Below are 24,497 nucleotides of genomic sequence, written 5' to 3'. Positions count from 1 at the left end.
ATGGAAACGATTGTCTTCGCCGGACTTGGCGCCATGGGTTGGCCCATGGCGTCCAACCTCCGGGAAGGGGGCTTCGAAGTACTGCCCTATGATGTCGATGCTGGTCGTGTCGAGGTGTTCTATCGCGATGGTGATGTGTCATTAAATGAAGATGCGCTGACGCATACCGTCCGTCGCCTGGGCGAAGCGGATGCTCTGCTCATCATGGTGGTCAATGCCGATCAGGTACGGCAGTTATTGTTTGACCAGGGCATGGCTGAAGCTCTGAAGCCCGGAGCCTGCATTATTCAGATGTCGACCATCGCGCCGGGAGACGCTGCTGCTATTCACGCCGACCTCAAGACCTTGCGTACCGACCTGCACTATGTCGATGCGCCGGTATCCGGCGGTGTTGTGGGAGCCAGGGCCGGGAGCCTGACCATCATGTCTGCGGGTGAGCCCGAAGCCCTGGCCGCCTGCCAGCGAGCCTTTGAAGTACTGGGGCGTGATCTCTTCCATGCCGGTGATCGGGTGGGGCAGGGCTCTGCCTTCAAGGCCGTCAATCAGCTGTTGTGTGGTGTGCATATTGCAGTGGCGGCCGAAGCGTTGGCACTGGCCGAAAAGAATAGTCTCGATCTGGATGTGATGGTGCGCATGCTCGGAGGTTCTGCTGCCTCCAGCTGGATGATCAATGATCGCGGCCCGCGCATGATCCTGCCGCCTGGTGAGGTGACCAGCGCCGTCGATATCTTCTGCAAGGATCTTGGCATCGTCTGCGAGGCCGCCAGGCAGTCGCGGGCTTATACGCCTCTGGCCCAGTCCGCCTATCAATTGTTTGTCGCTTCTTCCGAGCGTGGTGAAGGCCGGCTCGACGACAGCCAGGTCATTCGCACTTATCAGTTGTTGAATGGGCAGTTGTTGAATGAACAGGATTCGGATGCAACCGCTCAGGCTGGGGAAGGTGATGCCTAGTTACGTGTCTGTCAGTACGGCAGCCTATGATGGCTACGCTTTCGAAGAGATATTTCCGTCATTGGCCCGTTGTGGCGTCAGGCAGGTCGAGGTCGCTTTCATTGAAGGTTATGTCGAGGCCTTTACCGATGACGATCTCAGTGTCGCCTATGCACGTGAACTGCAAGCGGAGATGCGTCGCCACGATCAGGAATGCCGGTATTTTTCAGGTCACATCGACCTTGGCGAGCGCAATGCCTGCCAGCGGCTGGAGGCGCGTTGCCGGTTTGCTGCCGAGCTGGGTGCCCGCTATGTGATCACCAATGCAGCGTCCATGGCTTCCAGCGACACTTTTCTGGCCCAGGCGGACCAGTTGGCTGCTATTGCACGAGCCCACGGTATTCGCATTCTGCTGGAGAATCCGGGGAACAGGGTGGCAAACCTGATCGACAACTCGAGTGATCTTCGCCCGATGATACAGCGCTTGGCGTCCGAAAGTTTCGGAATCAACTTCGATGTAGGCAACCTTCTTTCCCACTGTCCTGACCTGGATCCATTGACGGATTCGCTTGCCGCAATCTCTGATGTTGACCATTTCCATATCAAGTCCTGTTCCAGAGTGAAGGACGGCATTGTCTTTACTTCTCTGGGAATGGGCGACATCGATGAGGCGCCGCTGGTCAAGGAACTGTTCAGTAGGAGTATTCCATTTTCTCTGGAGCTTCCTTTTCGTCTTAGGCGTGACGCGGATGCACAACCATGGCGCCTGGATTTCTGTGTGCCAATGTCAGAGATAGAAGACAAAATAAAACACTCTATTGAGTGGGTGAGCGATATAAATCAGGAGATATGAAAATGTCACAATTGCTTGAAAATAAGGTATGCATTGTCACTGGGGCGGCGGGTATCAATGGCATTGGTCTGCGTACCGCAAAATTGTTCTATGAGCATGGCGCCAATATCGTGATTACCGATGTCAATGAACAGGCTTGTGATGAGGTTCGTGCTTTGTTCGAAGCTGGCCGATGCCTTGTCATGGTAAGTAATGTCACCAGCAAGGAAGACTGCCAGAAGGTGGCTGATGCCGTAGTGGAAAAATTTGGCCGTATTGATGTCCTGGTCAACAATGCGGGGATCACCCAACCTGTGAAATTCGATGAAATTCAGCCCCAGGATTATGATAAAATCCTTGACGTCAATCTGAGGGGGATGCTCTACATGTCTCAGGCTGTTACCCCGCAGATGAAACATCAGGCATCCGGTTCCATTGTCAATACGTCGTCCGTTTCTGCGCAGCGCGGAGGCGGGATCTTTGGTGGGCCTCACTACAGCGCTGCCAAGGCTGGCATGCTGGGGTTGGGCAAGGCCATGGCGCGTGAGCTTGGTGCTTATGGAATACGCGTCAACTCCGTGACCCCAGGCCTGATCGCCACGGATATCACAGGGGGCAAGCTGGATGACGCCATGAAACAGAAGATTCTGGAAGGTATTCCGCTCAACCGCCTCGGCACCCCGGAAGATGTCGCCAAGGCTTTCCTGTTTCTGGCGTCTGACCTTTCCGGCTATATCACCGGTGCTACCATAGATGTGAATGGTGGCATGCACATTCACTGAGTAATGCTATGCTGCCACTGTGCGCCTCGCCAGGGGCAGTATTGGATAATGGTATGAGTGATATTGATCCGAATCTGTTGGACAGACTAAAAGAGTTTGTTTCTGTCTCCGAGCTCTCCAAAGATGGTCGTTTGAAGCTACCTCCAGAGAGAGCCTTGTGTGAGCATTTCGATATGCACAGGACTTCAGTGAGAAACGTTCTCTCTGTCTTGCACAGTCTTGGGTTTATCGAACGCAGGCAAGGAAGTGGTACCTTCCTGAAAATGCCTGAGCCTGTTTTTATCCAACTGTATTTTGAACTGGCGCTAAAGCTCAATTACATTTCCGTGGATCATCTGGAAACTGCCAGGGAAATGTTTGAACGGGAAATTGTGCAGGCAGCTGCCGTCAATCATCAGGATCATGAGTTGGATCGCCTGGAAGCTCTATGTGACAAGATCGTCAACTCCACGGATGTGATGGAAGGGCTTCAGGCGGATTATGAGTTCCATGAACAGCTGGCCATCATGGCCAAGAACCCGGCCATATTGATCATCTTTCAGGGGCTTTCATCGGTGCTGAAGAAAGTGCTTCATCAACGCCGAGTGCTGGCTCGCCAGTCTCCTGTTTCTCAGGAAAAGACCAACGAAACCCATGTCGCCATTGTGGCTGCTGTCAAGACACGCAACCGTGAGATGGCTCGCCAGGCGATGGATCAGCACTTCGAGACCTGGAACCAGCAGACGATGCGCAGTTATAGCCAGGTGCCAAGCAGCCTGGCGGAAGAATGAGTTATAGCCAGGTGCCAAGCAGCCTGGCGGAAGAATGAGTTATAGCCAGGTGCCAAGCAACCTGGCGGAAGAGTGAGTTATCGCTGGACTCCTGCTGGCAGGAAGCCGGGTGTTCGGATGCGACAAGGCCACCTTGCTGGTGGCCTTGTCTCTTTGTGAGCGTAACGGCGGTGTTGTTTTACTGAGCCGTGTAGCCACCATCTATCACCAGGTTTTCGCCACTGATCATGCCGGAGCCAGGACCGGCCAGATACAGTGCCGCCATGGCGATTTCCTCTGGCTCGGCAAAGCGGCGGGTAGGAATCCTCTGTTTCATGGCTTCGCCGACGTCCCCTGCCCAGGCCTTGCGGCCTAGTTCAGTAAGTACCACGGTGGGGGAGATGGCATTGACATTGATGCCCCGAGGAGACCATTCCAGTGCCAGTACCTGAGTCAGGGAAATGACACCAGCCTTGCTTGCGCAGTAGGCCAGGTGCTGGTCCAGGGCAACCAGACCAGCTTGGGAAGCCAAGTTGATGATGCGTCCAGTTCCGCGTTCAAGCATATGGCGACCGACAGCCTGGCACATCATGAAAACGCTCTTGAGGTTGATCGACAACGTCTTGTCCCAGTTGGCTTCAGACATGGTTTCCGCTGGTTCAAGCTCCACGACGCCTGCAGAGTTGACCAGAATATCGATCCTGCCAAATGCTGAAATAGCCTCCTGCACAGCGCTTTCCAGGCTCTGCTTATCGGTCAGGTCGGAGACGATGCCGACAGCGTTCCCAGTCTTTCCTGCCTGGTGGGAGAGCTGAGTAGCAATGCCCTGAATATCAGGGTTGCGATCTATCAACACGACCTTTGCGTCCTGGTCGAGATAGGCTTCGGCAATGGCCTTGCCTATGCCGGCAGCGGCGCCGGTAACCAACGCTACCTTGCCGTTGAGTGACAGGCTGTAATGGAAGGACATGGATAAGGCTCCTCGTTACCTTGTGAATGGGCAGCCTGTCACTGCTGGCGCTGAGCGAGCAGTGATTCGACATTGTCATTGCTTACCACTGTCCAGGGAATGTTGTAGGTATCGCTTTCACCATCATTCCAGGCAAGGTCGGGGTATCGAGTCCAGGTATCGGATTGCGGCAGTTCATCAGCCTTGCCCAATTTTGCCAAGGCAACGTCCAGTGCTCCCTGTGCCTGGGCAGTAGCGTCCTGCAGGATGGTGGCCATCTGGCCTTGTTGCACGGCTTTCAGTGCATCGGTGATGCCATCCACGCCAGCCACGCTGATGTCGTCGAGGGAGAGGCCGCTGGCTTGAATGGCCTGAATGGCACCGATGGCCATTTCATCGTTCTGGGCAATGACACCATCGATTTCTCCACGATGAGCCGTCAGCCAGTTTTCCATCAGTGACAAGGATTCTGCGCGGGACCAGTTGGCCGTGCGCCGCTCCAGGACTTCGACATTGGGGTGTTCGGCGAGGACATTGTCGATGCCCTTGCCACGATCAATTTGTGCAGACTGTCCAATAGGCCCTTCGATGACGACGACTTTTCCTGTATCGCCCACCTTGTCGATGACTTCCTCTGCCACCATCTGGCCGGCCAGGACGTCATCGGAGCCGACAAAGGCAGCAAGTTGATCGGTATTGCAGCGGGTGTTGGAGCCGATGACGGGAATGCCTGCCGTGGTGGCCTGGATGACAGGGCCGACGCAAGCATTGGCATCGATGGGGACGAAGAGAATGGCGTCGTACTGGCGGGTGATCATGCTGTCGAACTGGCCGGATTGCACCAGCGCGTCGTAGCGGCCGTCAAACACGGTAATTTCGACATCGCCGCTCTTGACTGCCGGATGATCCTGCAGGGCGTTGCTCCACAACTGCATGAACTCACCTTGAAGGCCGTAGGTTGCCGCTCCAATGCGAATGGGGTCTGCGGCAAGGGCGGCGGTTGAGGTGGCGGCTGCGAGGGCGGAAAAGGCGAATCCTGCGAGAAGCTTGTTCATTGTGATCTACCTCGTTTGCGAGCTGTCGTATCGTGGTTCGTCGTTGCGGTTCGTTGCGATTGCTGCAGGGGATCGCCTGCGTGTCGTGCAGCGGCTTATTCGGCTGCGTGATTCCGCTATGTGATTTAGATACAGAGCATCAGGCATTTGCTATGCGCGAGCGGTCGAGCATGACGGCGATGACGATGATGGCGCCCTTGACCAGCTGCTGATAGAAGGACGACACACCGAGAAGATCGAGACCGTTGTTGATGACACCGATGATCAGCACGCCGAACAGGGTGCCAATGATGCGCCCCTTGCCTCCCGCCAGACTGGTGCCGCCAATCACAACAGCGGCAATGGCGTCGAGCTCATAGGCCACCCCTGCCTGGGGAAGGGCGGCGGACGTGCGTGCAGCAATCATCAGGCCGGCCAGCCCGCAGAGGACACCGGAAATGGCGTAGACAGAGAAGGTGATGCGGCGCACGTTGATCCCCGACAGGCGAGAGGCAGTGGGGTTGCCGCCCACGGCATAGACGTAGCGGCCAAAGGTGGTGTAACGCAGGACGAACCAGGCAAGGATGAAAACCGTCGCGAACAGGAGGACTGGTACGGGAATGCCAGCCACGGTGCCTTGGCCGAGCCACAGGAAGTGTGATGACAGGCTGGAGATCGGCATGCCGTCGTTGTAGATGTAAGTGAGTCCGCGCGCCATGCTTAGCATGCCCAATGTCATGACAAACGGCGGAATGGCGAAGCGTGCCACCATCACGCCATTGATGCTGCCCAGCACCAAGCCGGCTCCCAGGCCGAGAAGAATAGGCAGGATCAGGGAATAGTCGGCGCCGGCCCCGGCGAAACTGGCGGCAACCATGGCGGAAAAGGCCATCATGGAGCCGACGGACAGGTCGATGCCTCGGGTCAGAATGACAAAGGTCATGCCGATGGCCAGGACGCCATTGATCGATACCTGGCGCAGCACATTGAGCAGATTGTTGACGCCAAGAAAATATGGCGAGACCACGGACAGCACCAGGCACAGCACGACGAAGGCAATCACGATGCCATAGTTGCTCATGAAGGATGCCAGGCTATGATTTGGCTTGCCCTTGGAAGGCGGGGCGGAGGTCAGGGATGAAGACTGTGACATGGCAAGGTTCCTCGCCGTTTCTTGGGTTTTTGTAGAAGTTGTGTAGTGCTTGCAGGTGAGTTGCCGTAAGCGTCAGGAAGACAGGCGTACCAGGTTTTCCTGCGTCAGTTCTGCGCCAGATAATTCGCCGCTGACATGGCCTTTGCGGAATACGATCACGCGGTCGCTCATGCCCAATACTTCCGGGATTTCCGATGACGTCATGAGAATGGCGCGATCATCCTGGGCAAACTCCGACATGAAGGCATAAATCTCGCGCTTGGCTCCTACATCGACACCTCGAGTAGGTTCATCGAGCATGAGGATTCGCGGGTTGGTCTGTAGCCACTTGGCCAGCACGACCTTCTGCTGGTTGCCTCCGCTCATCTGCCGTACCGGCATGTCGATGGAGCTGGCCTTGATTTGCAGCCTGTCGATGAAAGGACGGGTCGCGAGGTTTTCCCGGGTTTCATTGATCAGGCCGGAATGTGCGACTTCGGCAATGGAAGCCAGAGTGACATTGCGCTTGATGCTGGCATCCATCACCAGGCCGCTGCCTTTGCGGTCCTCGGTGACATAGGCAAAGCCTGCGCGCATGGCATCACCTGGGTGGCGCGGGTGGTATGGAACTCCCTCCAGGCGCGCTTCGCCGTGTTCGGCAGGGGTGGCACCAAACAGGGCGTCGAGAAACTCGCTGCGCCCGGAGCCCATCAACCCGAAAATACCGAGAATCTCCCCGGACCTCAGTTGTAGAGATACCTGCTGGAATACATTGCCACGCCCATATCCATCGACTTCGAGAAGGGGGGTGTCGCTGGGGCGGTTGAACTTGGCAAACTCTTCATCCAATTCCTTGCCCAGAACAGTGGTGATCAGGCGATGGCGGTCTATGTCCGCCATGGCGCCGGATTCAATGAAGGTGCCGTCGCGCATGATGGTGTAGTCGTCAGCGATGCGATATAGCTCATTCATGCGGTGGGAAACATAGATGATGCCTGCTCCTCGCTGCTTCAGGCGTTCGATGGCGGCAAACAGCAGTTCGGTTTCCCGTTCTCCAATGGCAGAAGTCGGCTCATCCATGATGATGACGCGGGCATCCTGGGAAATTGCGCGGGCGATTTCCACCATTTGCATGTCCGCGATGCTCAAGCTACCCAGCTTGGCTTCAGGCACCAGGTCCAGTTCCAGGGAGGTGAGTAACTCGCGTGCCTGTCGATGCATGGTGCGATGATCGACCAGCCCGAGGCGTGTGCGAGGTTCGCGGCCGAGATAGATGTTCTCTGCCACGCTCATCTCGGGAACTGGCTCCAGCTCTTGGCTGATCATGGCAATGCCTGCTTTCAGTGCATCGTGAGGGCTGCTGAAGTGGACTTCATGTCCATCCATCCTGACCGTGCCTGCATCGCGCTCAAGGATGCCCATCAAGGTGTTGAGCAGGGTGGACTTGCCGGCACCATTACCACCGCATAAAGCGTGTACGGTACCGTGGCGCAGGGCCAGACGGCCATCCATCAGGGCAGGGACTCCAGAGAAAGACTTGCGGATGCCTTCTGCATGCAGGAGGTAAGGAGAACTCATGATCCACCATTGTTCATATGTTCAATGTGTGAGCCTATGTATGGTGGATTTGGCCTATTGAGTCAAAGAAATGATCGTGACCATTGCCTAGACATTAGTCTATATAATATTGTTTTCATTGTTTTATATAAAAAATATTGTCCTTGTTCAGTAGGTGAACAATATTTCATTCCGGCATCTTTTGTTCATATGTGTTGGATGTGTTCGTTTGATCGGCAAGGGAGATGAGAGGCAAGGGAGATGAGGGGGAGGTGAGAGGCGGCGGAGCTACTCTTTCCGGCAATCAACTTTCTCTGGCAATCAATTCGAATCCCACATCGATACTGCGTTGTGTCGATTGCTGATCTTCCTGGCGTGTGATGGTCCTGTGCACCGACAGACCATCCTGTGGCCTAGCGAGTGGAAACAACGGTGGTCAGGGTGGTCAGGCGAGGGGGAGGGCCTGACCGAATGGCAGGTCGGTGAAGTCGGCAATGACGACAGCTTCTCAGGGTATCCATGAACGCCTTTGCAGTGGTCGACCTGGGAGCGGGGTATGCCAGCGTTTGTGTCGATGGCCGCTTCGATACCCCGCTGATCATCTTCAATCACAGGTCTTGATCACAGAACCCCTAGGGTAGTCTGAGCCATGCGATTGATCATGACCGAATAACCTGAATGGAAGGGGAAAGTTTAGCCCATAAGGCCAGGGAATAGGGATTGTAGCCCTTCTACTACCATCTCGACCGATATTGCTGCAAGGATCATTCCCATTATGCGAGTCATTATGACGCGTAGGTTCTGGGACATATGGCGGCCGATATCAGATGAAAACCACAGCACGATGGCCATGGCTGCCAGCACAATAGCCAGCGACGCGCCTAGCGCTATCGCATCACGTGTATCGTGTACCAATCCAGTAAATACGATAATGGTGGCAATGGTCCCAGGACCAATCGTCATGGGGAATGTCAGCGGATAAAAAGAAATATCATCCACCACTGCCTTGGTAACATCTTCCTCTGAAGATCCGCAGTGCGATGGAGCATTGTTTCCATTCAGCATTCCTAGCGAAATAAGCATCAGGACAATGCCGCCTGCTACACGAAAATCATCAATTTCAATGCCAAAGAATTCTAGAATACGTTGTCCGGAAAAAGCAATTACTATGCATAGTATTGTGCTGGAAATGGCAACTTTTACGGCAGTTGATCGTTGGGTTTTTATGTCCATCTTGTCTGTCATTGACAGAAAAAGTGGCAATACGATGAATGGGTTCATGATGGCAAAAAGCGCACCAATGGATTTGAGAAATAGCATGCCTTCCATGATGTTATCTCGTTGTAAAAGGAGTTTTGTCGGCCAATCATAGAAGCCTCTTAATGGTTCTGGTATGGGGAGTGATCCGAACAAGAGCTTTCCCATCGTGGTTTGGGAAGTTTCTCTTCAGTAGTGCAAGTGCCATCGAATGCGTCACGCTATTGCAGCGGCCATTCATCATTCAGGCCATGGGCGAATCCAGTCCTGGCATGGCAGGCGAAACTCGGCATCATCTCAACTGCTTTCTCCAACAATCAGTTCGAAACCCACGTCGATGCTGCGTTGTTTCGGTTGTTGGCCTTGCAGTCGTGTGATGATCTGGGTGGCGGCAAGCCGGCCAATAGCTTCGCGTGGGGAAACAACGGTGGTCAGGCGGGGGCTCAGTGCCTGGCCGAACGGTAGGCCGGTGAAGCCGGCAATGGCAATGTCCTCGGGTATCTTGAGGCCCTTTTTCGTGGCGTGGAGCAAGGCGCCGGAGGCCATGACATCATCAGTAAAGTGGATAGCCTCGATATCGGGATATTCGCTTAGCGCGGCATCCAGTGCTGTGGCACCGAGCTCGAAATGGCTTGGGCTCTGCCATTCCATCAAGGGGGCGTCGAGCCCGGCTTGCAGCAGGCGCTCGCGATGGCCTTCATACCGCTGTCGTGTGCGATAGTTGCCTTGCATCTGGGTGCCAGCATAGAGAATGCGGCGATAGCCCCGGGATACCAGGTGATCGGCCATGCAGTGCCCGGCCTGGTAGTGGGACATGCCGACGTTCATGTCGATGGCATCGCCCAGTTCCATGATCTCTACCAGTGGTCGCTGATAGCGTGCGAGCAGGTTGCTCAGGCTTTCCTGGTGGCGCAGGCCGGTAGTGACCAGGGCCGTCGGCGACCAGCCAAGGAAAGTGCGGATCAGCTCTTCCTCTCGCTTCATGCTGTAATCGGTGTTGCCCAACAATATCTGGTAACCATGCTGTTCAAAAGTGGCCTGCAATCCCTGGATCACCTCAACGAAAACCACGTTGGAGAGTGACGGCACGATGACGGGAATGAAACGCGAACTGGCCGAGGCCAGGCTTCCTGCCACCATGTTGCGCACATAGCCGACCTTGTCGATGGCCGCTTCGATTTTCTTGCGTGTGTTGGCACGAACGCTGTCAGGATCGTTGAGCGCCCGTGACACGGTGATCGAGGAGACCCCGGCTTCTCTGGCCACATCGCTGAGCGTCGGGCTGTCCAGTCCCTTGCGCCGCCTGCGTTCCGTAGATGGTTGGTCGGTCATGTGTTGGTGTCTCTGTTCTGCACTTCCCTGATGGTATACCGGAGTGCTCTACTTGCTTATACCTTGGTCGATGACTGGTATTTGAGTATTGCGATGTCCGGTGTTCTTGGCTACAAAATGTTAGCGCTAACATTTAATCGATGCCACCGTTCACCCACACGCCGGTGGCAATGACGCCAAGCCTTCTATACGCGACTGAGGACTTTTCCATGAGCCACGACTCGCCGCCCTCCCTTGATTCTGAAAGACCTGCATCGATGAAGAGCAGGTCGATGACAGGCCGAGAGAGGGTCGGGGTTGTTGGCCTGGGCGCCATGGGCATGGGTATCGCCCGCTCCCTGCTGCGGGCCGGGCTCGAGGTAGTGGGTTGCGATGTCTCGGCCGAGGCCTGCAGGACTTTCGAGGCCGAGGGCGGGCGCAGCGTGGCGTCTCCACAGGAACTGGCGGAGTCGTGTAGCGTCGTGCTGCTGGTGGTGGTCAATTCCGCTCAGGTTGAAGCGGTACTGTTTGGCACCCAAGAGCAACCAGGGCTGGCAGGCAGACTGACCCCCGGCAGCCTGGTGGTCCAGTGTGCCACTGTGGCTCCGGCCTATGCTGCGTCGCTGGGTGAGCGCCTGGCCGGGATGGGGCTGGAGTGTCTGGATGCGCCGATCAGCGGGGGAGCCGCCAAGGCCAACCGTGGTGAGCTATCGGTGATGGCATCCGGAAGTTCACAGGCTTTTGCCAAGGCGGCCACGGTACTTGAGGGCATGGCTGCTACCGTGCACCACCTGGGCGATGCACCGGGGGCCGGCTCCAGCGTCAAGCTGGTCAATCAACACCTGGCCGGCGTGCACATTGCGGCAGCGGCCGAAGCCATGGCGCTGGGGCTGAGAATGGGCATCGATGGCCGTCGTCTCTATGAGGTCATCACTCAGTCGGCAGGCAACTCGTGGATGTTCGAGAACCGAGTGCCGCACATCCTCGATGGCGATTACACCCCGCTCTCTGCGGTGGATATCTTCGTCAAGGACCTGAACATCGTGCATGACACCGGGCGTGAATTGCGCCTTGCCATGCCGCTGGCAGCAAGCGCATTGCAGCAGTTCACTGCTGCCAGCGGCATGGGGCTGGGGCGTGAGGACGATGCTGCCGTGATCAAGGTCTATGAAGCAACGGCAGGCTTTTCGCTGCCAGCAGCCAATGATGCCTGCCTTGAGGCGGGAGAGACATCATGAGCCTGGTACTGGGAGCTATCGCCGACGACTTTACCGGGGCCACTGACCTGGCCAACAACCTGGTACGTGCTGGCATGCGTACGGTCCAGGTGCTGGGGGTGCCGGGAGACAGGGCCTTGCCGGATAACGTGGATGCCGTGGTCGTGGCGCTGAAGTCACGTTCTTGCCCTGTCAACGAGGCCATTGCCGATAGCCTGGCTGCGTTGGGCTGGCTCAAGGCCAGGGGCGCGAAGCAGATCTTCTTCAAGTACTGCTCGACGTTCGATTCCACCGGTCAGGGCAATATCGGCCCGGTGGCCGATGCCTTGCTGGATCGACTTAACGCCGAACAGACCGTGATGGTGCCGGCTTTTCCCGCCACCGGGCGTACGGTGTATCAAGGACACCTGTTTGTGGGGGATCGCCTGCTCAATGACAGCGGCATGCAGGACCATCCGCTAAATCCCATGACCGATGCTGATCTGGTCAGGGTCTTGGGGCGCCAGACATCGCATCGAGTAGGAGCCGTGTCACATGCTGCCATCGCGGCAGGTGCTGGCACTGTCAGGGAACGCCTGGAGCGACTGCACGATGAAGAGGTGCGTCATGTGATTTGCGATACGCTGGATGATGCCGATCTCGATGTGCTGGCCGAGGCTTGTGTAGACCATGAACTGGTCACCGGAGGCTCGGGGCTTGGGCTGGCACTGCCAGCACAGTATCGCCGCAAGGGCTGGCTGATGGCGCAGGAAAATGCGGCTCGACTGTCTCGTGCCGAAGGCTATCAACTGGTGCTGTCCGGCAGTTGCTCCCGGGCAACCCTGGGCCAGGTGGCGCATTTCCTTGAACACCATTCGGGGCTGGCGCTGGATCCCCTGGAACTGGCTGCCAGTGATGCTGCCATTGAATCAGCACTGGATTTTGCTCGCGATCATTATGCCCAGCACCCGGATAAGCCGGTGTTGATCTATGCCTCGGCTGCCCCGGAGAGCATCAAGGCTGCTCAGCAGAAGCTGGGTGTGGCCAAGGCGGGAGCCGTGGTCGAAGCCGCCATGGCCAGGCTGGCTGTCACGCTGGTGAAGGAAGGCGTCGGGCGTCTGCTGGTAGCGGGTGGGGAGACTTCTGGCGCGGTTGTGTCGGCTCTGGCCCTGAGCGAGCTGCGCATTGGCCCGCAGATCGATGTGGGGGTGCCCTGGACACAGGCCCAGGTCAATGGCCGCACGCTATCCCTGGCACTCAAGTCCGGAAATTTTGGCGGCGTCGATATCTTTAGCCGCGCCTTTCAATCTCTGGATGCCGCGGACCTGGAGGGGCATACGGCATGAGCGAGATCCTCAAGCATCGCGACGACAATCTGCTGCGTGAGCAGATCGTGAAGTATGGCAAGTCTCTGTTCGAGCGCGGCCTGACCATGGGTTCCAGTGGCAACATCAGTGTACGCCTGGCAGATGGCGGGTGGCTGATGACACCAACCAATGCCTGTCTTGGACATCTGGACCCTGCGCGTATCTCGCGGCTTTCTTCCTCTGCCGAGTGGGTCGATGGTGACAAGCCGACCAAGGAAAGCTTCTTGCACATGGCAATGTATGCCGAGCGTCCGCGCTCTCAGGCCATTGTGCATCTGCATTCGACGCATTCCGTGGCGGTGTCCTGCCTGCCGGATGTCGACCCTCACGACTGTATTCCACCACTGACTGCGTATTACGTCATGCGCGTAGGGAAACTGCCGCTGGTGCCTTACCACGTCCCGGGAGACCCGAAATTGGGTGATGCCGTCAAAGGGCTGGCGGGCAAGCACAGTGCGGTATTGCTGGCCAACCATGGCCCGGTAGTGGCGGGTAAGTCACTGGAGGCAGCGGTATATGCCACCGAAGAGCTGGAAGAAACGGCCAAGCTGTTTCTGCTGTTGCGAGGACACAATCCGCGCTGCCTGACCCATGAACAGATTGCTGAGCTTGAAGCCCGCTTTCCACGGGATTGAGAGCCGCTCTTATCGTTGAGGACAAACATGATTCGCCTGGCTGCCAATCTCAGCATGATGTTCCAGGAACATGACTTTCTCGATCGCTTTGCGGCAGCGGCTGAAGCCGGTTTCCGGGGCGTCGAATACCTTTTTCCCTATGCCCATGACGCAGAGGAGATTCGGCAGCGTCTGGAGGCTCATGGCCTGACACAGGTGCTGTTCAATCTGCCGCCTGGAGACTGGGGTGCAGGAGAGCGCGGCCTGGCCAGTTTGCCGGGGCGTGAAACCGAGTTTCGAGAGGGCCTCGAGCGGGCGCTGGAATACGCCGCTGTCCTGGACTGTCCGCGCCTGCATGCCATGGCCGGAGTGCTGCCTGATGGTGCCGATCAAGGCATTCGGCAGGCACACCTGCAGACTTATCTCGGCAATCTGCGTCACGCTGCCAGGGCTTGCGAGCAGGCGGGACGCACCTTGTTGATCGAACCCATCAATGGGCGTGACATGCCAGGTTACTTTCTCCAGACCCAGGAAATGGCGCGCCACATCGTGGACGAGATTGCTTCTTCCCATCTCAAGGTCCAGTTCGATGTCTATCACTGTCAGATCGTGCAAGGGGACCTGATCCGTCACCTTGAAACCCAGTTTTCACGCATCGGGCATGTCCAGATCGCTGGCGTGCCAGAACGCCACGAACCTGACCGGGGCGAAGTCCACTATCCGGCAGTGCTGGAGCGACTCGAAGCGCTTGGCTACGGCGGTTGGGTTGGCTGTGAGTATCGTCCCGCGGGCGAGACGCTGGCAGGACTGGGCTGGGGGCGTGCCTATGGTCTGGAGTCTGCGACGCCAGTCGCAGGCAGTTCCGCTGCGGGTAATTTTCTGTGACGCATCTCCGAGGCTTATTCCCGTGACCTATCTCTGTAACCCATCCCTGTAACTTATCTCTGTAACTTATTTCTGTAACTACAAGGCGGCGCACTTATGCATATTCTGATCACTGGAGCAGCCGGATTTCTTGGTCAGCGCCTGATCAAGGCCCTGATTGCCAGGGGCGAGCTCAATGGACGCACGCTGACACGCATGACACTGGTGGATCAGGTGGCGCCTTCGGTCGATCACACGACACCGCCAGAGCTTGCCATTACCACCGCTTCGCGGGACCTGAGTGCCCCCGACGCCTGGGATACGCTGCTGGACGAGCGCCCTGATGTCATCTATCACCTGGCTGCTGTCGTCAGCTCTGCTGCCGAGGCCGACCTCGACCTGGGCATGCGAGTGAATTTCGATACCACCCGTTTCCTGCTCGAAGGCTGTCGGGCACGAGGCCTGAACCAGACACGCCTGATCATGGCCAGCTCCGTGGCAGTGTATGGCGGCCAATTGCCCAATGTGCTCGATGACATGACCGCCTTGATGCCACAGAGCAGCTATGGCACCCAGAAAGCCATGTGTGAGTTGCTGATCAATGACTACAGTCGCCGAGGTCTGGTCGATGGTCGGGTGCTGCGCCTGCCGACCATTGTCATTCGTCCTGGCCGGCCCAACGCAGCGGCTTCCAGTTTTGCGTCCAGCATTCTGCGTGAGCCGCTCAACGACGAAGAGGCAATATGCCCGGTTCCCACTGATCTTGAACTGTTCGTGATGTCGCCCGCTCGGGTGGTCGAGTGCCTGGTACATGGCGCTGAAGTGGATGCTGCTGAGCTGGGCGCATGCCGTGCATTGATGCTACCCGGTATTACGGTAACCGTTGCCGATATGCTCGATGCCTTGCAGCGCAAGGGCGGTGAGGAGGCGCTGTCACGAGTGCACCATGAACCTGATGAAGGTGTGACGGCTATCGTTGCCAGTTGGCCAGGACGCTTCCATACCGCCAAGGCGCTGCGCCTGGGTTTCCGAGCTGACGACGACTTCGACGCGGTGGTGGATGCTTTCATTTCAGAACAAGCGGGATAACCGACTGATACGCACGCAGCAGGTATTTATGCAGTGAGAGGCGACTGATAAAGGTGACGAGCAATGGCCAGGCAAGGCGAATGTCAATGCCAGATGGTCGAGCGCAGTAGCTTGTCCGCAGCCTCGTGTTCCCTGAGCAATAAAGCCAAAAGGATATAACAATGACAATACAAGCACGCCCAGCTACTTCCTCCGCCCTGCGCTTGCCCCAGAGGCTGGCGGGCATGACGCTGCCGGCATTGTTTTGCCTGTCGCTTCCGGCGCTGGCGGTCCAGACCATCAATGTCGGGCACACACTGTCGGACAACTCCCACTATTCCGCGGGTGTCGATGCCTTCAAGGCCAAGCTGGAAGAACTTTCCACAGGCGAGTTTGTGGTCGAGGAGCACACCTCGGGATCACTGGGAGGTGAGCGGGCCATGATCGAGGGGCTGCAGATCGGCACCATTGATGCCGTGATCACGTCCACCGGGCCTTTGGGTAATTTCGTTCCACAATCCTATGTACTTGATCTGCCGTTCCTGTTCGATGACTACGACCATGCCCGCTGCGTACTCGACAGTGAGATAGGCCAGGAGCTGCTCGACAAGGTCGGCGAACATGACCTTGTCGGCCTGGCCTGGAGTGAGAATGGCTTTCGCCACATGACCAATAATGTGCGCGACATCAAGACACCTCAGGACGATGCTGGTCTCAAGATCCGGACCATGGAAAACGAAGTGCACATGGCGGCGTTCAAGGCCATGGGCGCACATCCGACCCCAATGGCGTTCCCGGAACTGTTCACCGCCCTGCAACAGGGTACGGTCGATGGCCAGGAAAACCCTATCTCGGTGATTCTCACCAGCAACCTGTGGGAAGTGCAGGATCATCTGTCGCTGACGGGCCATGTCTATTCACCCGCCATCATGCTGGGTTCCCCGATATTGTGGGATGGGCTCAACGATGAGCAGAAAGGCTGGTTCATCGAAGCAGCCCGAGCTGGCGCTGAAGCAACCCGGGAGATGGTGTCCCGGCTGGAAACCGAAGGCGTCGACGAGCTTGAAAGCAAAGGTATGAGCGTGGTGCGTGACATCGACAAGGCACCCTTCCGTGAGGCGGTTCAGCCGGCCTACAAGATCTACACCGACGAGTACGGCAGCGAATGGCTGGACCGCATTCGTGGCAGCGAGTGTAGCGAATCCTGAAACAGGCAGGGCACGAGATGGCTGAGCCTCGTGCCCGGCAAAGCGTTTTCTGGAGGGAGTGCTGATGCTGGACCTGTTCCTGCGCTTCGAGCGCACGCTATCGCAGTGCGCTCTGTATGTGGCGGTGCTGATGTTGATCGCTTCGGTCAGCCTGGCGTTCTATCAGGTATTGACGCGCTTTGTCCTCGATGCGCCATCTACCTGGTCCGAAGTCATGGCCCGCTCAAGCATGATCTGGTGCGTGTTTCTGGGGGCGGCGGCCAGCTTTCGCGGCGGTTACATGATGGCGGTGGAGGCGATCTACAAGCTGGTACCTGAAAAGGCGATCAAGTGGATCGAAGTGTTCATCGCCATATGTTGTCTCATCGTCCTGATGGTACTGGTGGTGTACGGCACCCATATGACCTTGAGGGTCAGTTCCCAAACACTGTCCGGTGTGGGGATCACGATTGCCTGGATCTATGCTGCCATTCCGGTAGGGGCGGCGTTTTCATCACTGTCGGTGGTGGCCAGGCTGCTGGCTCAGTTGAATGGCCGAGAGCCATCGAAAGGAGCGGAAATCGACGTCCAGGACTCCTCCGTGCAGCACGATGACATGAAGAATGATACGGAGAACGTGCGCTCATGAATGCTGCCATCGGTCTGTCCCTGATCATTCTGTTTGCCCTGGGTGTTCCCATTGCCGTGTCGATCCTGCTGGCGTCGATCATCGGCATAGAGTTCTTCACCCGCTTTCCCTTGTTGATGGTGCCCCAGCAGATGTTCGTTGGTATCGACAACTTCCCGCTGATGGCGATTCCGTTCTTCATCCTGGCGGGCAACCTGATGTCGGCGGGTGGCATTTCCCAGCGCCTGGTGGACCTGGCCAAGTCAATCGTCGGCGGTTTGCAGGGTGGCCTGGCGATGACCTGTGTGTTGACCTGCATGCTGTTTGCTGCCGTTTCAGGCTCCAGTGTCGCGACCACCTTTGCGATTGGCTCGATCCTGATTCCGGCCATGGTGTCGCATGACTATCCTCGTCCTCTGGCGGCTGCGATCCAGGCTTCGTCGGCGGAACTGGGCGTACTGATTCCGCCGTCGATTCCCTTGATTCTCTATGGTGTGAGCACCGATACCTCCATCGGTCGGCTGTTCATTGCCGGTGTCGGTCCGGGGCTGTTGATTGGTGGTGCTCTGCTGCTGTTTCTGTATGTGTTCTGCAAACTGCGTGGCTATGGGCTGCGTGATCGTGAAGACCGAGCGGCGTTTCCCCAGGCCTTTCGCCGTGCCTGGGCAGCGCTGTTGATGCCGGTGGTTGTCATCGGCGGTATCTATGGCGGTGTCTTCACTCCCACTGAGGCCTCGGCGGTTGCCGTGGTCTATGCTCTGGTGGTCGGTGGGCTCGTCTATCGTGAATTGAGCCTGGCGGAGTTGCTGCCGATTCTGCGTCAGAGCGTCATCTCCACGGCAACGGTCATGCTGATCATCTCTGCGGCGGCACTGTTCAGCTTCCTGATCAGTCGCTCAGGACTGCCGGGGCATGTGGCGGCCTGGGTGACGGAAGTGTTTGCGAGCCCGGTGAGCTTTCTGCTGGCCGTCAACCTGATGTTGCTGGTGGTCGGGATGTTCGTCGAGACATCCGCCGCGATTCTGGTGCTGGCGCCGATCTTCACACCGATTGCGGTGCAGTACGGTATCGACCCCGTACATTTCGGCCTGATCGTGGTGGTCAATCTGGCACTGGGCATGTTCACCCCACCACTCGGGGTCAACCTGTTTGCTGCCTGTGCCGTGGCCAAGCTGTCCATTGACGAGCTGATGCCCTGGCTGCTGCGCTTCGTACTGGTGGTGTTTGCCTGTCTGATGGCCATCACCTATCTGCCGTGGATTTCGCTCGGGCTGGTTGAGCTGTTGTATTGAATTCATGAAGGAGCCTCTGTAAGTCGTCGTGATTGGCCCTAACAGGCAGTTGGTCTGAGGATCCTACGTTTTGCCAAAGGAGTTGGTTCAATGTTCTCACTACCCATCACACCTCCCTGTGGAGCCCTGATTGGCGGGCAATGGCGTGATACCTCCGAAACCCTGGCTGTCCAGCGTCCGGCCTCCGGTGACACCATCGCCTTTATCGCACGTTGCCAGGCTGATGACGTTGCCGCTGCCGTGGCGGCGGCTCGAGCCGCCTTCGAAGGGAAGCTGGGGGCATGGGCGAGCTGGTCAGCCGGTACGCGTGGAGCGTGGTTGTATGCCTTTGCCGATGCTATCGAAGCGGATGCCGAGAATCTGGCCAGGCTGGAGTGTGCCGACACTGGCAAGCCCATGACCCAGGCCAAAGGGGATATTGCCGCTTGTGCGAAATACTTTCGCTTCTATGCCGGGGCTGCCGACAAGTTGCATGGGGAAACGCTGCCGTTCGCCAATGATTATGCTGTGATGACGCTGCGCGAACCCTGGGGAGTCTGTGCCCAGATCATTCCCTGGAACTATCCCGCACAGATTTTCGGACGCTGCGTCGCGGCTGCCCTGGCCGCAGGCAATACCTGTGTGCTCAAGCCGGCCGAAGATGCTTGCCTTAGTGTCCTGCGCATGGCGGAACTGGCAGTACAGAGTGGCCTTCCTGAGGGGGCGTTGAATGTGGTGCCTGGGCTTGGTAGTGAAGCGGGGGCTGCCCTGGCGGAGCATCCGGATATCGACCACCTGTCCTTTACCGGGTCTCCGCAGACCGGCACTCGTGTGACTCAGGCCTGTGCTGAGCACCATGTACCGGTGACCATGGAGCTGGGAGGCAAGTCGCCTCAACTGGTATTTGCCGATGCCGATCGAGAGGCCGCACTAGAGGCCGTGGTACGAGGCATCATCCAGAATGCGGGACAGACCTGCTCTGCAGGGAGCCGGCTGTTGGTGGAAGCCTCGATTCATGACGAAGTGGTGGCGCAGCTCAAGGCGCGCTTCGAGGCTCTGCGCTGCGATGTCGGCGAGCGCGACCCTGACTGTGGTCCGCTGATCAACGCTCGGCAGCAGGACAAGGTGGTGGCGTTGATCGATGCTGCCGTGAAGGACGGCATCACCATTACGGCGAAGGGGCAATTGGCGGATGACGCCCCACTGGATGGCCATTTCGTCGTACCGCATCTGTTGACGGAAGTACCGCAAGGGCATGTGGTCAGTCGCGAGGAGCTATTTGGGCCGGTGCTGGTGGTTCAGGCGTTTGCGGATGAAGCCGATGCCATTCGCCTGGCCAATGCGACGGATTTTGGCCTGTGTGCGGGCGTCTGGACCCGTGATGGTGGACGTCAGTTGCGCTTGGCCAAGGCTATCCGTAGTGGACAGGTGTTCATCAACAACTATGGCGCTGCCGGTGGCGTCGAATTGCCCTTTGGTGGTGTCGGGCGCTCAGGTCATGGGCGCGAGAAGGGCTTCGAAGGACTCAGGAGCTATACCCGAATCAAGACAGTCGCGATTCGTCACGGCTGATGCCCTTGAGCTGGCCGCGGGATGATTGCCTGAGAGACCTGTGGCAGTCATCGCCGCTTGGCCTTCAGGCATTGAACCAGACTTTTCCAGGGAGAGATCATGCAGTCACAAACACATGTCGGTCTGATTGGTGTTGGCCTGATGGGGCACGGTATTGCCCAGAGCCTGTTGCGAGCGGGGCACCGGCTGAGTTTTCTGGAGCATCCCGGTAATCAACCTTGTGCAGACCTGATGGCAGCGGGCGCCAGTGCCGAGGGGAGTCCATGCGATGTGGCCAGAGTGGCCGACGTGGTGATTCTGTGTGTCACCGGAACGCCTCAGGTGGAAGCGGTGTTGTTCGAGACCGGTGGCGTGCTTGAAGGCCTGAGTCCCGGGCAGGTCATCATCGACTGTTCCACGGCAATTCCTGCTTCTACCCAGGTGATTGCTCAGCGTGTGGAAGCAGCAGGCGGTCGCTTCATGGATGCCGCCATGACGCGCACGCCAAAGGAAGCGGCTGAAGGAAGGCTGAACCTGATTGTGGGTGCCCCGGATACGTTGTTTGAGGAAGTGCGGCCTGTACTGGAAAGCTTCTCCGAACACATCACACATGGCGGCCCGGTAGGGTCAGGACACACGCTCAAGCTGCTGCATAACTTCGTCTCCCTGGGCTTCACCAGCGTACTGGCCGAAGCCGTCGCGGCTTCCCGGCGGGCGGATATCGCCGATAACGTACTGCTCGAAGTGCTGGGTAATGGCGGTGGCGGTGGGGTGGTGCTGGAGCGCATGCGCCCGTTCATCAGTGACCATGATCCATCGGGGTTTCGTTTCAGTCTGTCGAATACACTCAAGGATGTGGGCTATTACCAGCAGATGTCCGCGGACCTGGGCGCTTCGAAGGAAGTGGCCGATGCCATCGTCTCGCTCTATCGGCAAGTGGTGGATGCAGGGCATGGCGAGCGCCTGGTGCCGGAGTTGATTGCGCTGTTGGCCGAGAAGTCCTGAGACCAGAGATCGCGGCCTTGTCAGCAAGGTTCTTGACAGACATTGCTGCTTATCTCGCCATATCTTCTGCCGCGCGGCTGAACCACCCCATCCCTTACCGTTCTATCTCTTACCGTGCCATCCAGTCTGCTGTTCACGGCAGCCAGGATGGCGCGGTAGGCTGCCATGCTCGATCAGGAATGCGCTATCAAGATCAGGGAGTATCAAGAATAGTTTGGGGCCTGCACGCTTCAGGGGCGACCTTGGTCGTAAGTCACCCTGTATGGGAGCAGGATGAGGTTATGCTGCTCATGCATGCATAACATGCTGATTTATTAGGTCGGCAGCGTATATCACTTGGCAACGTATGGAGTTGTCGTGGACAGCATACTTGTCTATTGGCTGGATATGGCGGGAACTGTGGTCTTTTCTCTGTCGGGGGTGCTGCTGGCATGTCGTTCGCGCATGGATCCCATTGGCATGCTGATACTGGCTGCCGTGACGGCAATTGGCGGTGGCACGGTCAGGGATCTGGTGCTGGGTGTTCTACCGGTGTTCTGGATTACTGACCCGACCTATATCTGGGTGGTGCTGGCGACTGTCATCGGTTCGTTGATTGGCTTTCGTTATATTCATCGCCTCGATCGCCGTATCCTGCCGGTGGCAGATGCCTTTGGTCTTGCCTTGTTTGTCGTGATCGGTGCCAACAAGGCGTTGCTGATGGGCATGCCCGGCGTCGTGGCAGTGTCCATGGGGCTGTTCACGGGAGTGGTCGGTGGTGTGATCCGTGATGTGCTGGCCCAGCGTGTGCCCATGGTGCTGTGCCGGGAGATCTACGCCACGGCAGCGATAGCAGGTGGCATGGTCTACGTACTGTTGATCAACCTTGGTGTTGGCTCCCTGGCCATTGTGCTGTCGTTGGTGACGACCCTGGGCTTACGCTTGGCAGCGATTTACTGGAACCTGGCATTACCGTTGTTCGCTTGGGTGGTGATTGAGCCACAGCTTCCGCGGGAGACAAGCGAGGCAACAGAACCTGATGTTGATGCACCAACGACCAATGTCGTTCAAACTTCGGCTCCTCCAGCTTCCCGTCCCAAGCTGAGAGTGAGAATGGTATCCCGCAGCAAGGCGCAAAGCCTGTGGCCGGATAATGATGAAGAGAGTTCCCGCTAGGGTAGGCTCGACATAGGGTCAGTCCAGGAGTAATGACAATGAAAATCAAGGGACGGTCATCAGCCAGGCTCATCCTGCTTTTTACCCTGTGCTTCAGTGCTGCACAGGGTGTGGCAATTGCCGAGCAGGTAACGGGGCAAGCCCAGGTCGCGGATGTTGCATCCGCACAGGCGGTCAGCCAAGCAACTGCGCCTCTGGATCAGCAGGTTCAGGCCAGCGGCAGTGCGCAAGAGTCCTATGATTACGCACGCATTGCCGCTGAAATGCGCGATGTCTATGAAGACAATCTGGATCAGCTTTCCGAGGACAAGCAACGCCATTATGTCCAGCGCCTATGGCGTTTGACCGGAGAGTCGCAGTATCTGCCGCTCAATCGCGAATATGGTGAGAGCCTGTTGGCAGACCTGGCCAGTGATGCGCAGCTGGTGAAAGACCCCGCTCTTGTGGCACAGCGTAACCAGGAACTGTACGAGAGCTTTCCCACGGATTCTGTCAGGGATCGTCAGCGCAAGGAGATGTTTGCCAGCCGTACCGAAATGATGCTGCCCCGGCGTCTGCTGTTCCGTCTGGCCCAGGCCCAGTACCACGATATTCTGCCGCTGATCCCCGAGGAAACCCGCGAGTCGCTGAATGCGGCTGTCATGGCGGTGGACTGGCGTAGCTTCCTGACGGACCCTGAGGTGATATCGGTGTATGCCGCGCAGGTCGCCAACCAGGTGGCCTTCCTCTATCACCTTGGCCTGATGGACCTGCGTGAAGAGGTGCTGGGCGCATTCCAGGAACAATACTCGCCGCAGCGCGTCGCCAAGCTCGATGAGGATGAGTACAGCAACTGGCTGTATGGGCTCACCCACATCATCATTGCTCGCAGTCGTTACTATCAGCGGTTGGTCCCTGAAAATCAGGTCGAGTGGATACTGGAGGACTTCGAGCGTGAAGCTCCGTCCCTGATTGGCCGAGCCAAGGAGGATATCCTGGCGGAAGTGGCGCTGTGTTTTCTACTCACCGGTAATGAAAATCACCCTTTGGTAGAGCAGATTCGCGCACATCTTGCCGCTGCCAGGGATCCGGTTTCCGGGATCATTCCTTCCACCACGGACGATGTCGACCTGGAGCTCGGCGAGCATCGCAATGTACTGGCGATCATGGTATTTGGCTGGGGGGCTGAGCTAACTCCAGGACCTGATCTGAGCAGGAGTGTGGATCTTTCTGCCTTTCACCCGTGACGCTGGCACGGGCCTGTAGCTGGTCAGCCAGGAGACCTCTGATGTACTGGTACAGGTCATCGAGCTCGTGGTGCATCTCCTGTTCTGCCTGAACATGATCAATGTAGTAAGCATGGCGTATGCCGTAGTAATGGATTCCTTCGCTGACGGTGTGAAAGCGGAATCCGGATTGTGCCAGCAGACGTGGCAGCCTGGGTTCCATCAATGCATAGATGTTGCGGCGATGGGTCAGACCCGCCAGGGCGGAGCTGCTCAGGAACAGGCCGATCATGACCAGGGGGAAGGTGACCGCCCGTTTGCGAAAGGAAGGGGCGACGGCCAGCCGGGAGATTTCACAAATAGTCGTGCTGGGAAAGAGACTGGGGTGGAGTTCTGGCCGGGTGAATTGCGGGCCGGCCACGTGGACCACCGGCATACGGTTGTCCTGGTCCGGGTGTGGGATGACAAGGCGCATGCAACCAGCCAGTTGCCCGCTTTCGCGGTGTTCGATCATGCAATGCAGCGCGTGCTGATCAAACTCATCACTTTCCAGGCGTTTCTCTGGGTCTTCCGGCAAGTTGCAGTGCATCTCGCCGAGATAGATTTGATGGCGCAATGCATAGACACGTTGTCGGTCGTGATCACTTTCGGCTAGAGAACAGCGAAATTCCTTGGCAAAGCGTTTGCACAACTGTTCACCCTTGACGTGCCTCTCTTCAGCTCTCGTATTTTGTGACATGAATGGGGTGTCCCTGGTGTTTGTTCGCTAGTTTTATAAATGTTGAACCTTACAATCGTAAGGCGGATACCTATTTATTTCCTGTTTTCGTCCATTTCTGTGGTTATCCGTTTC

Annotated in this window: 23 protein-coding genes and 1 pseudogene; 17 read left to right on the top strand and 7 right to left on the bottom strand. The window is 57.4% G+C overall.

Translation table 11 applies throughout. From position 1 onward, the window contains the following. The 5 genes and pseudogenes from E4T21_RS17585 (at position 1) to E4T21_RS17565 (ending at position 3,314) form a co-directional block, all read left to right on the top strand. Positions 1–951 carry an NAD(P)-dependent oxidoreductase gene (locus E4T21_RS17585; RefSeq protein WP_149286268.1) on the top strand — a complete coding sequence of 317 codons (951 nt, stop codon included), beginning with the start codon at positions 1–3 and terminating at the stop codon, positions 949–951. Further along, positions 944–1,783, top strand: a complete 840-nt coding sequence (locus E4T21_RS17580) for a sugar phosphate isomerase/epimerase family protein (RefSeq protein ID WP_187775032.1) — start codon at positions 944–946, stop codon at positions 1,781–1,783. Before E4T21_RS17585 ends, E4T21_RS17580 begins: the two co-directional genes overlap by 8 nt. Positions 1,784–1,785: 2 nt before the next feature. Continuing rightward, positions 1,786–2,544: an SDR family NAD(P)-dependent oxidoreductase gene (locus E4T21_RS17575; protein WP_205423413.1), complete on the top strand. Its 759-nt coding sequence runs from the start codon at positions 1,786–1,788 to the stop codon at positions 2,542–2,544. Positions 2,545–2,552: 8 nt separating this feature from the next. Further along, positions 2,553–2,789, top strand: a pseudogene (locus tag E4T21_RS21715) (GntR family transcriptional regulator); the annotation flags it as partial. 18 nt (positions 2,790–2,807) lie between these two features. Beyond that, complete coding sequence (locus E4T21_RS17565) at positions 2,808–3,314, top strand: FadR/GntR family transcriptional regulator (RefSeq protein ID WP_187775196.1); 507 nt, start codon at positions 2,808–2,810, stop codon at positions 3,312–3,314. A 178-nt stretch (positions 3,315–3,492) separates the two neighbouring features. On the opposite strand, the gene E4T21_RS17560 is transcribed toward E4T21_RS17565, so the two are convergent. From E4T21_RS17560 to E4T21_RS17535, 6 genes are all read right to left on the bottom strand, one after another. Then, positions 3,493–4,263, bottom strand: coding sequence for an SDR family oxidoreductase (locus tag E4T21_RS17560; protein ID WP_149286264.1), 771 nt, complete (start codon positions 4,261–4,263; stop codon positions 3,493–3,495). 38 nt (positions 4,264–4,301) lie between these two features. Next, positions 4,302–5,297 (bottom strand): substrate-binding domain-containing protein, encoded by a 996-nt coding sequence (locus tag E4T21_RS17555; protein ID WP_149286263.1) that lies wholly within the window; start codon positions 5,295–5,297, stop codon positions 4,302–4,304. A gap of 139 nt (positions 5,298–5,436) precedes the next feature. After that, on the bottom strand, positions 5,437–6,429 hold the full coding sequence (locus E4T21_RS17550; RefSeq protein ID WP_149286262.1) for an ABC transporter permease: 993 nt from the start codon (positions 6,427–6,429) through the stop codon (positions 5,437–5,439). A 72-nt stretch (positions 6,430–6,501) separates the two neighbouring features. Next, positions 6,502–7,986: a sugar ABC transporter ATP-binding protein gene (locus E4T21_RS17545; RefSeq protein WP_149286261.1), complete on the bottom strand. Its 1,485-nt coding sequence runs from the start codon at positions 7,984–7,986 to the stop codon at positions 6,502–6,504. Positions 7,987–8,658: 672 nt separating this feature from the next. Continuing rightward, positions 8,659–9,294 (bottom strand): MarC family protein, encoded by a 636-nt coding sequence (locus E4T21_RS17540; RefSeq protein ID WP_149286260.1) that lies wholly within the window; start codon positions 9,292–9,294, stop codon positions 8,659–8,661. 225 nt (positions 9,295–9,519) lie between these two features. Further along, on the bottom strand, positions 9,520–10,554 hold the full coding sequence (locus tag E4T21_RS17535) for a LacI family DNA-binding transcriptional regulator (protein ID WP_149286259.1): 1,035 nt from the start codon (positions 10,552–10,554) through the stop codon (positions 9,520–9,522). A gap of 257 nt (positions 10,555–10,811) precedes the next feature. Between E4T21_RS17535 and ltnD the strand changes: the two genes are divergently transcribed. From ltnD to E4T21_RS17475, 12 genes are all read left to right on the top strand, one after another. After that, positions 10,812–11,771, top strand: coding sequence for an L-threonate dehydrogenase (gene ltnD / locus E4T21_RS17530; protein ID WP_420827746.1), 960 nt, complete (start codon positions 10,812–10,814; stop codon positions 11,769–11,771). Further along, positions 11,768–13,075: a 3-oxo-tetronate kinase gene (gene otnK, locus E4T21_RS17525; RefSeq protein ID WP_149286257.1), complete on the top strand. Its 1,308-nt coding sequence runs from the start codon at positions 11,768–11,770 to the stop codon at positions 13,073–13,075. Before ltnD ends, otnK begins: the two co-directional genes overlap by 4 nt. Next, the gene (otnC, locus tag E4T21_RS17520; RefSeq protein WP_149286256.1) at positions 13,072–13,731 is read left to right on the top strand and encodes a 3-oxo-tetronate 4-phosphate decarboxylase; all 660 of its coding nucleotides are present in this window, start codon (positions 13,072–13,074) and stop codon (positions 13,729–13,731) included. Before otnK ends, otnC begins: the two co-directional genes overlap by 4 nt. Before the next feature lie 27 nt (positions 13,732–13,758). Further along, positions 13,759–14,595: a 2-oxo-tetronate isomerase gene (otnI, locus tag E4T21_RS17515; RefSeq protein WP_149286255.1), complete on the top strand. Its 837-nt coding sequence runs from the start codon at positions 13,759–13,761 to the stop codon at positions 14,593–14,595. 96 nt (positions 14,596–14,691) lie between these two features. Continuing rightward, entirely contained in the window at positions 14,692–15,663 is a 972-nt protein-coding gene (denD, locus tag E4T21_RS17510) for a D-erythronate dehydrogenase (protein WP_149286254.1), read from the top strand. Positions 15,664–15,824: 161 nt separating this feature from the next. After that, the gene (locus E4T21_RS17505) at positions 15,825–16,850 is read left to right on the top strand and encodes a TRAP transporter substrate-binding protein (protein WP_149286253.1); all 1,026 of its coding nucleotides are present in this window, start codon (positions 15,825–15,827) and stop codon (positions 16,848–16,850) included. A gap of 64 nt (positions 16,851–16,914) precedes the next feature. Then, the gene (locus E4T21_RS17500; protein ID WP_149286252.1) at positions 16,915–17,478 is read left to right on the top strand and encodes a TRAP transporter small permease; all 564 of its coding nucleotides are present in this window, start codon (positions 16,915–16,917) and stop codon (positions 17,476–17,478) included. Then, on the top strand, positions 17,475–18,749 hold the full coding sequence (locus tag E4T21_RS17495; RefSeq protein ID WP_149286251.1) for a TRAP transporter large permease: 1,275 nt from the start codon (positions 17,475–17,477) through the stop codon (positions 18,747–18,749). The genes E4T21_RS17500 and E4T21_RS17495 overlap by 4 nt, the downstream gene beginning before the upstream one ends. A gap of 90 nt (positions 18,750–18,839) precedes the next feature. Further along, a complete protein-coding gene (locus tag E4T21_RS17490) occupies positions 18,840–20,300 on the top strand; it encodes an aldehyde dehydrogenase family protein (RefSeq protein WP_149286250.1) in 1,461 nt (486 codons plus the stop codon). Positions 20,301–20,399: 99 nt separating this feature from the next. Next, complete coding sequence (locus E4T21_RS17485) at positions 20,400–21,284, top strand: NAD(P)-dependent oxidoreductase (protein ID WP_149286249.1); 885 nt, start codon at positions 20,400–20,402, stop codon at positions 21,282–21,284. A 387-nt stretch (positions 21,285–21,671) separates the two neighbouring features. Further along, positions 21,672–22,439, top strand: coding sequence for a trimeric intracellular cation channel family protein (locus tag E4T21_RS17480; RefSeq protein WP_149287312.1), 768 nt, complete (start codon positions 21,672–21,674; stop codon positions 22,437–22,439). Between the two features lie 38 nt (positions 22,440–22,477). Next, positions 22,478–23,665, top strand: coding sequence for a DUF3541 domain-containing protein (locus E4T21_RS17475; RefSeq protein WP_187775031.1), 1,188 nt, complete (start codon positions 22,478–22,480; stop codon positions 23,663–23,665). On the opposite strand, the gene E4T21_RS17470 is transcribed toward E4T21_RS17475, so the two are convergent. Further along, the gene (locus E4T21_RS17470; protein WP_149286247.1) at positions 23,583–24,383 is read right to left on the bottom strand and encodes a GNAT family N-acyltransferase; all 801 of its coding nucleotides are present in this window, start codon (positions 24,381–24,383) and stop codon (positions 23,583–23,585) included. The genes E4T21_RS17475 and E4T21_RS17470 overlap by 83 nt on opposite strands. Positions 24,384–24,497: the final 114 nt, after the last annotated feature.

Origin of the sequence: Halomonas binhaiensis (genome assembly GCF_008329985.2) — a bacterium.
Taxonomy (GTDB): Bacteria; Pseudomonadota; Gammaproteobacteria; order Pseudomonadales; family Halomonadaceae; genus Halomonas; species Halomonas binhaiensis.
Note: the sequence above shows the minus strand (reverse complement) of the source record. Positions and strands in the feature narration are given on the sequence as shown.

What these genes read in the sequence shown, in the direction of transcription:
- E4T21_RS17495 (WP_149286251.1), top strand. Translation starts at nt 17,475, where the DNA reads ATGAATGCTGCCATCGGTCTGTCCCTGATCATTCTGTTTGCCCTGGGT.
- E4T21_RS17560 (WP_149286264.1), bottom strand. Translation starts at nt 4,263, where the DNA reads ATGTCCTTCCATTACAGCCTGTCACTCAACGGCAAGGTAGCGTTGGTT.
- E4T21_RS17490 (WP_149286250.1), top strand. Translation starts at nt 18,840, where the DNA reads ATGTTCTCACTACCCATCACACCTCCCTGTGGAGCCCTGATTGGCGGG.
- E4T21_RS17535 (WP_149286259.1), bottom strand. Translation starts at nt 10,554, where the DNA reads ATGACCGACCAACCATCTACGGAACGCAGGCGGCGCAAGGGACTGGAC.
- E4T21_RS17585 (WP_149286268.1), top strand. Translation starts at nt 1, where the DNA reads ATGGAAACGATTGTCTTCGCCGGACTTGGCGCCATGGGTTGGCCCATG.
- E4T21_RS17550 (WP_149286262.1), bottom strand. Translation starts at nt 6,429, where the DNA reads ATGTCACAGTCTTCATCCCTGACCTCCGCCCCGCCTTCCAAGGGCAAG.
- E4T21_RS17575 (WP_205423413.1), top strand. Translation starts at nt 1,786, where the DNA reads ATGTCACAATTGCTTGAAAATAAGGTATGCATTGTCACTGGGGCGGCG.
- otnK (WP_149286257.1), top strand. Translation starts at nt 11,768, where the DNA reads ATGAGCCTGGTACTGGGAGCTATCGCCGACGACTTTACCGGGGCCACT.
- E4T21_RS17545 (WP_149286261.1), bottom strand. Translation starts at nt 7,986, where the DNA reads ATGAGTTCTCCTTACCTCCTGCATGCAGAAGGCATCCGCAAGTCTTTC.
- E4T21_RS17485 (WP_149286249.1), top strand. Translation starts at nt 20,400, where the DNA reads ATGCAGTCACAAACACATGTCGGTCTGATTGGTGTTGGCCTGATGGGG.
- E4T21_RS17505 (WP_149286253.1), top strand. Translation starts at nt 15,825, where the DNA reads ATGACAATACAAGCACGCCCAGCTACTTCCTCCGCCCTGCGCTTGCCC.
- E4T21_RS17500 (WP_149286252.1), top strand. Translation starts at nt 16,915, where the DNA reads ATGCTGGACCTGTTCCTGCGCTTCGAGCGCACGCTATCGCAGTGCGCT.
- E4T21_RS17475 (WP_187775031.1), top strand. Translation starts at nt 22,478, where the DNA reads ATGAAAATCAAGGGACGGTCATCAGCCAGGCTCATCCTGCTTTTTACC.
- otnI (WP_149286255.1), top strand. Translation starts at nt 13,759, where the DNA reads ATGATTCGCCTGGCTGCCAATCTCAGCATGATGTTCCAGGAACATGAC.
- ltnD (WP_420827746.1), top strand. Translation starts at nt 10,812, where the DNA reads ATGAAGAGCAGGTCGATGACAGGCCGAGAGAGGGTCGGGGTTGTTGGC.
- E4T21_RS17540 (WP_149286260.1), bottom strand. Translation starts at nt 9,294, where the DNA reads ATGGAAGGCATGCTATTTCTCAAATCCATTGGTGCGCTTTTTGCCATC.
- E4T21_RS17470 (WP_149286247.1), bottom strand. Translation starts at nt 24,383, where the DNA reads ATGTCACAAAATACGAGAGCTGAAGAGAGGCACGTCAAGGGTGAACAG.
- E4T21_RS17480 (WP_149287312.1), top strand. Translation starts at nt 21,672, where the DNA reads ATGGCGGGAACTGTGGTCTTTTCTCTGTCGGGGGTGCTGCTGGCATGT.
- otnC (WP_149286256.1), top strand. Translation starts at nt 13,072, where the DNA reads ATGAGCGAGATCCTCAAGCATCGCGACGACAATCTGCTGCGTGAGCAG.
- E4T21_RS17565 (WP_187775196.1), top strand. Translation starts at nt 2,808, where the DNA reads ATGCCTGAGCCTGTTTTTATCCAACTGTATTTTGAACTGGCGCTAAAG.
- denD (WP_149286254.1), top strand. Translation starts at nt 14,692, where the DNA reads ATGCATATTCTGATCACTGGAGCAGCCGGATTTCTTGGTCAGCGCCTG.
- E4T21_RS17580 (WP_187775032.1), top strand. Translation starts at nt 944, where the DNA reads ATGCCTAGTTACGTGTCTGTCAGTACGGCAGCCTATGATGGCTACGCT.
- E4T21_RS17555 (WP_149286263.1), bottom strand. Translation starts at nt 5,297, where the DNA reads ATGAACAAGCTTCTCGCAGGATTCGCCTTTTCCGCCCTCGCAGCCGCC.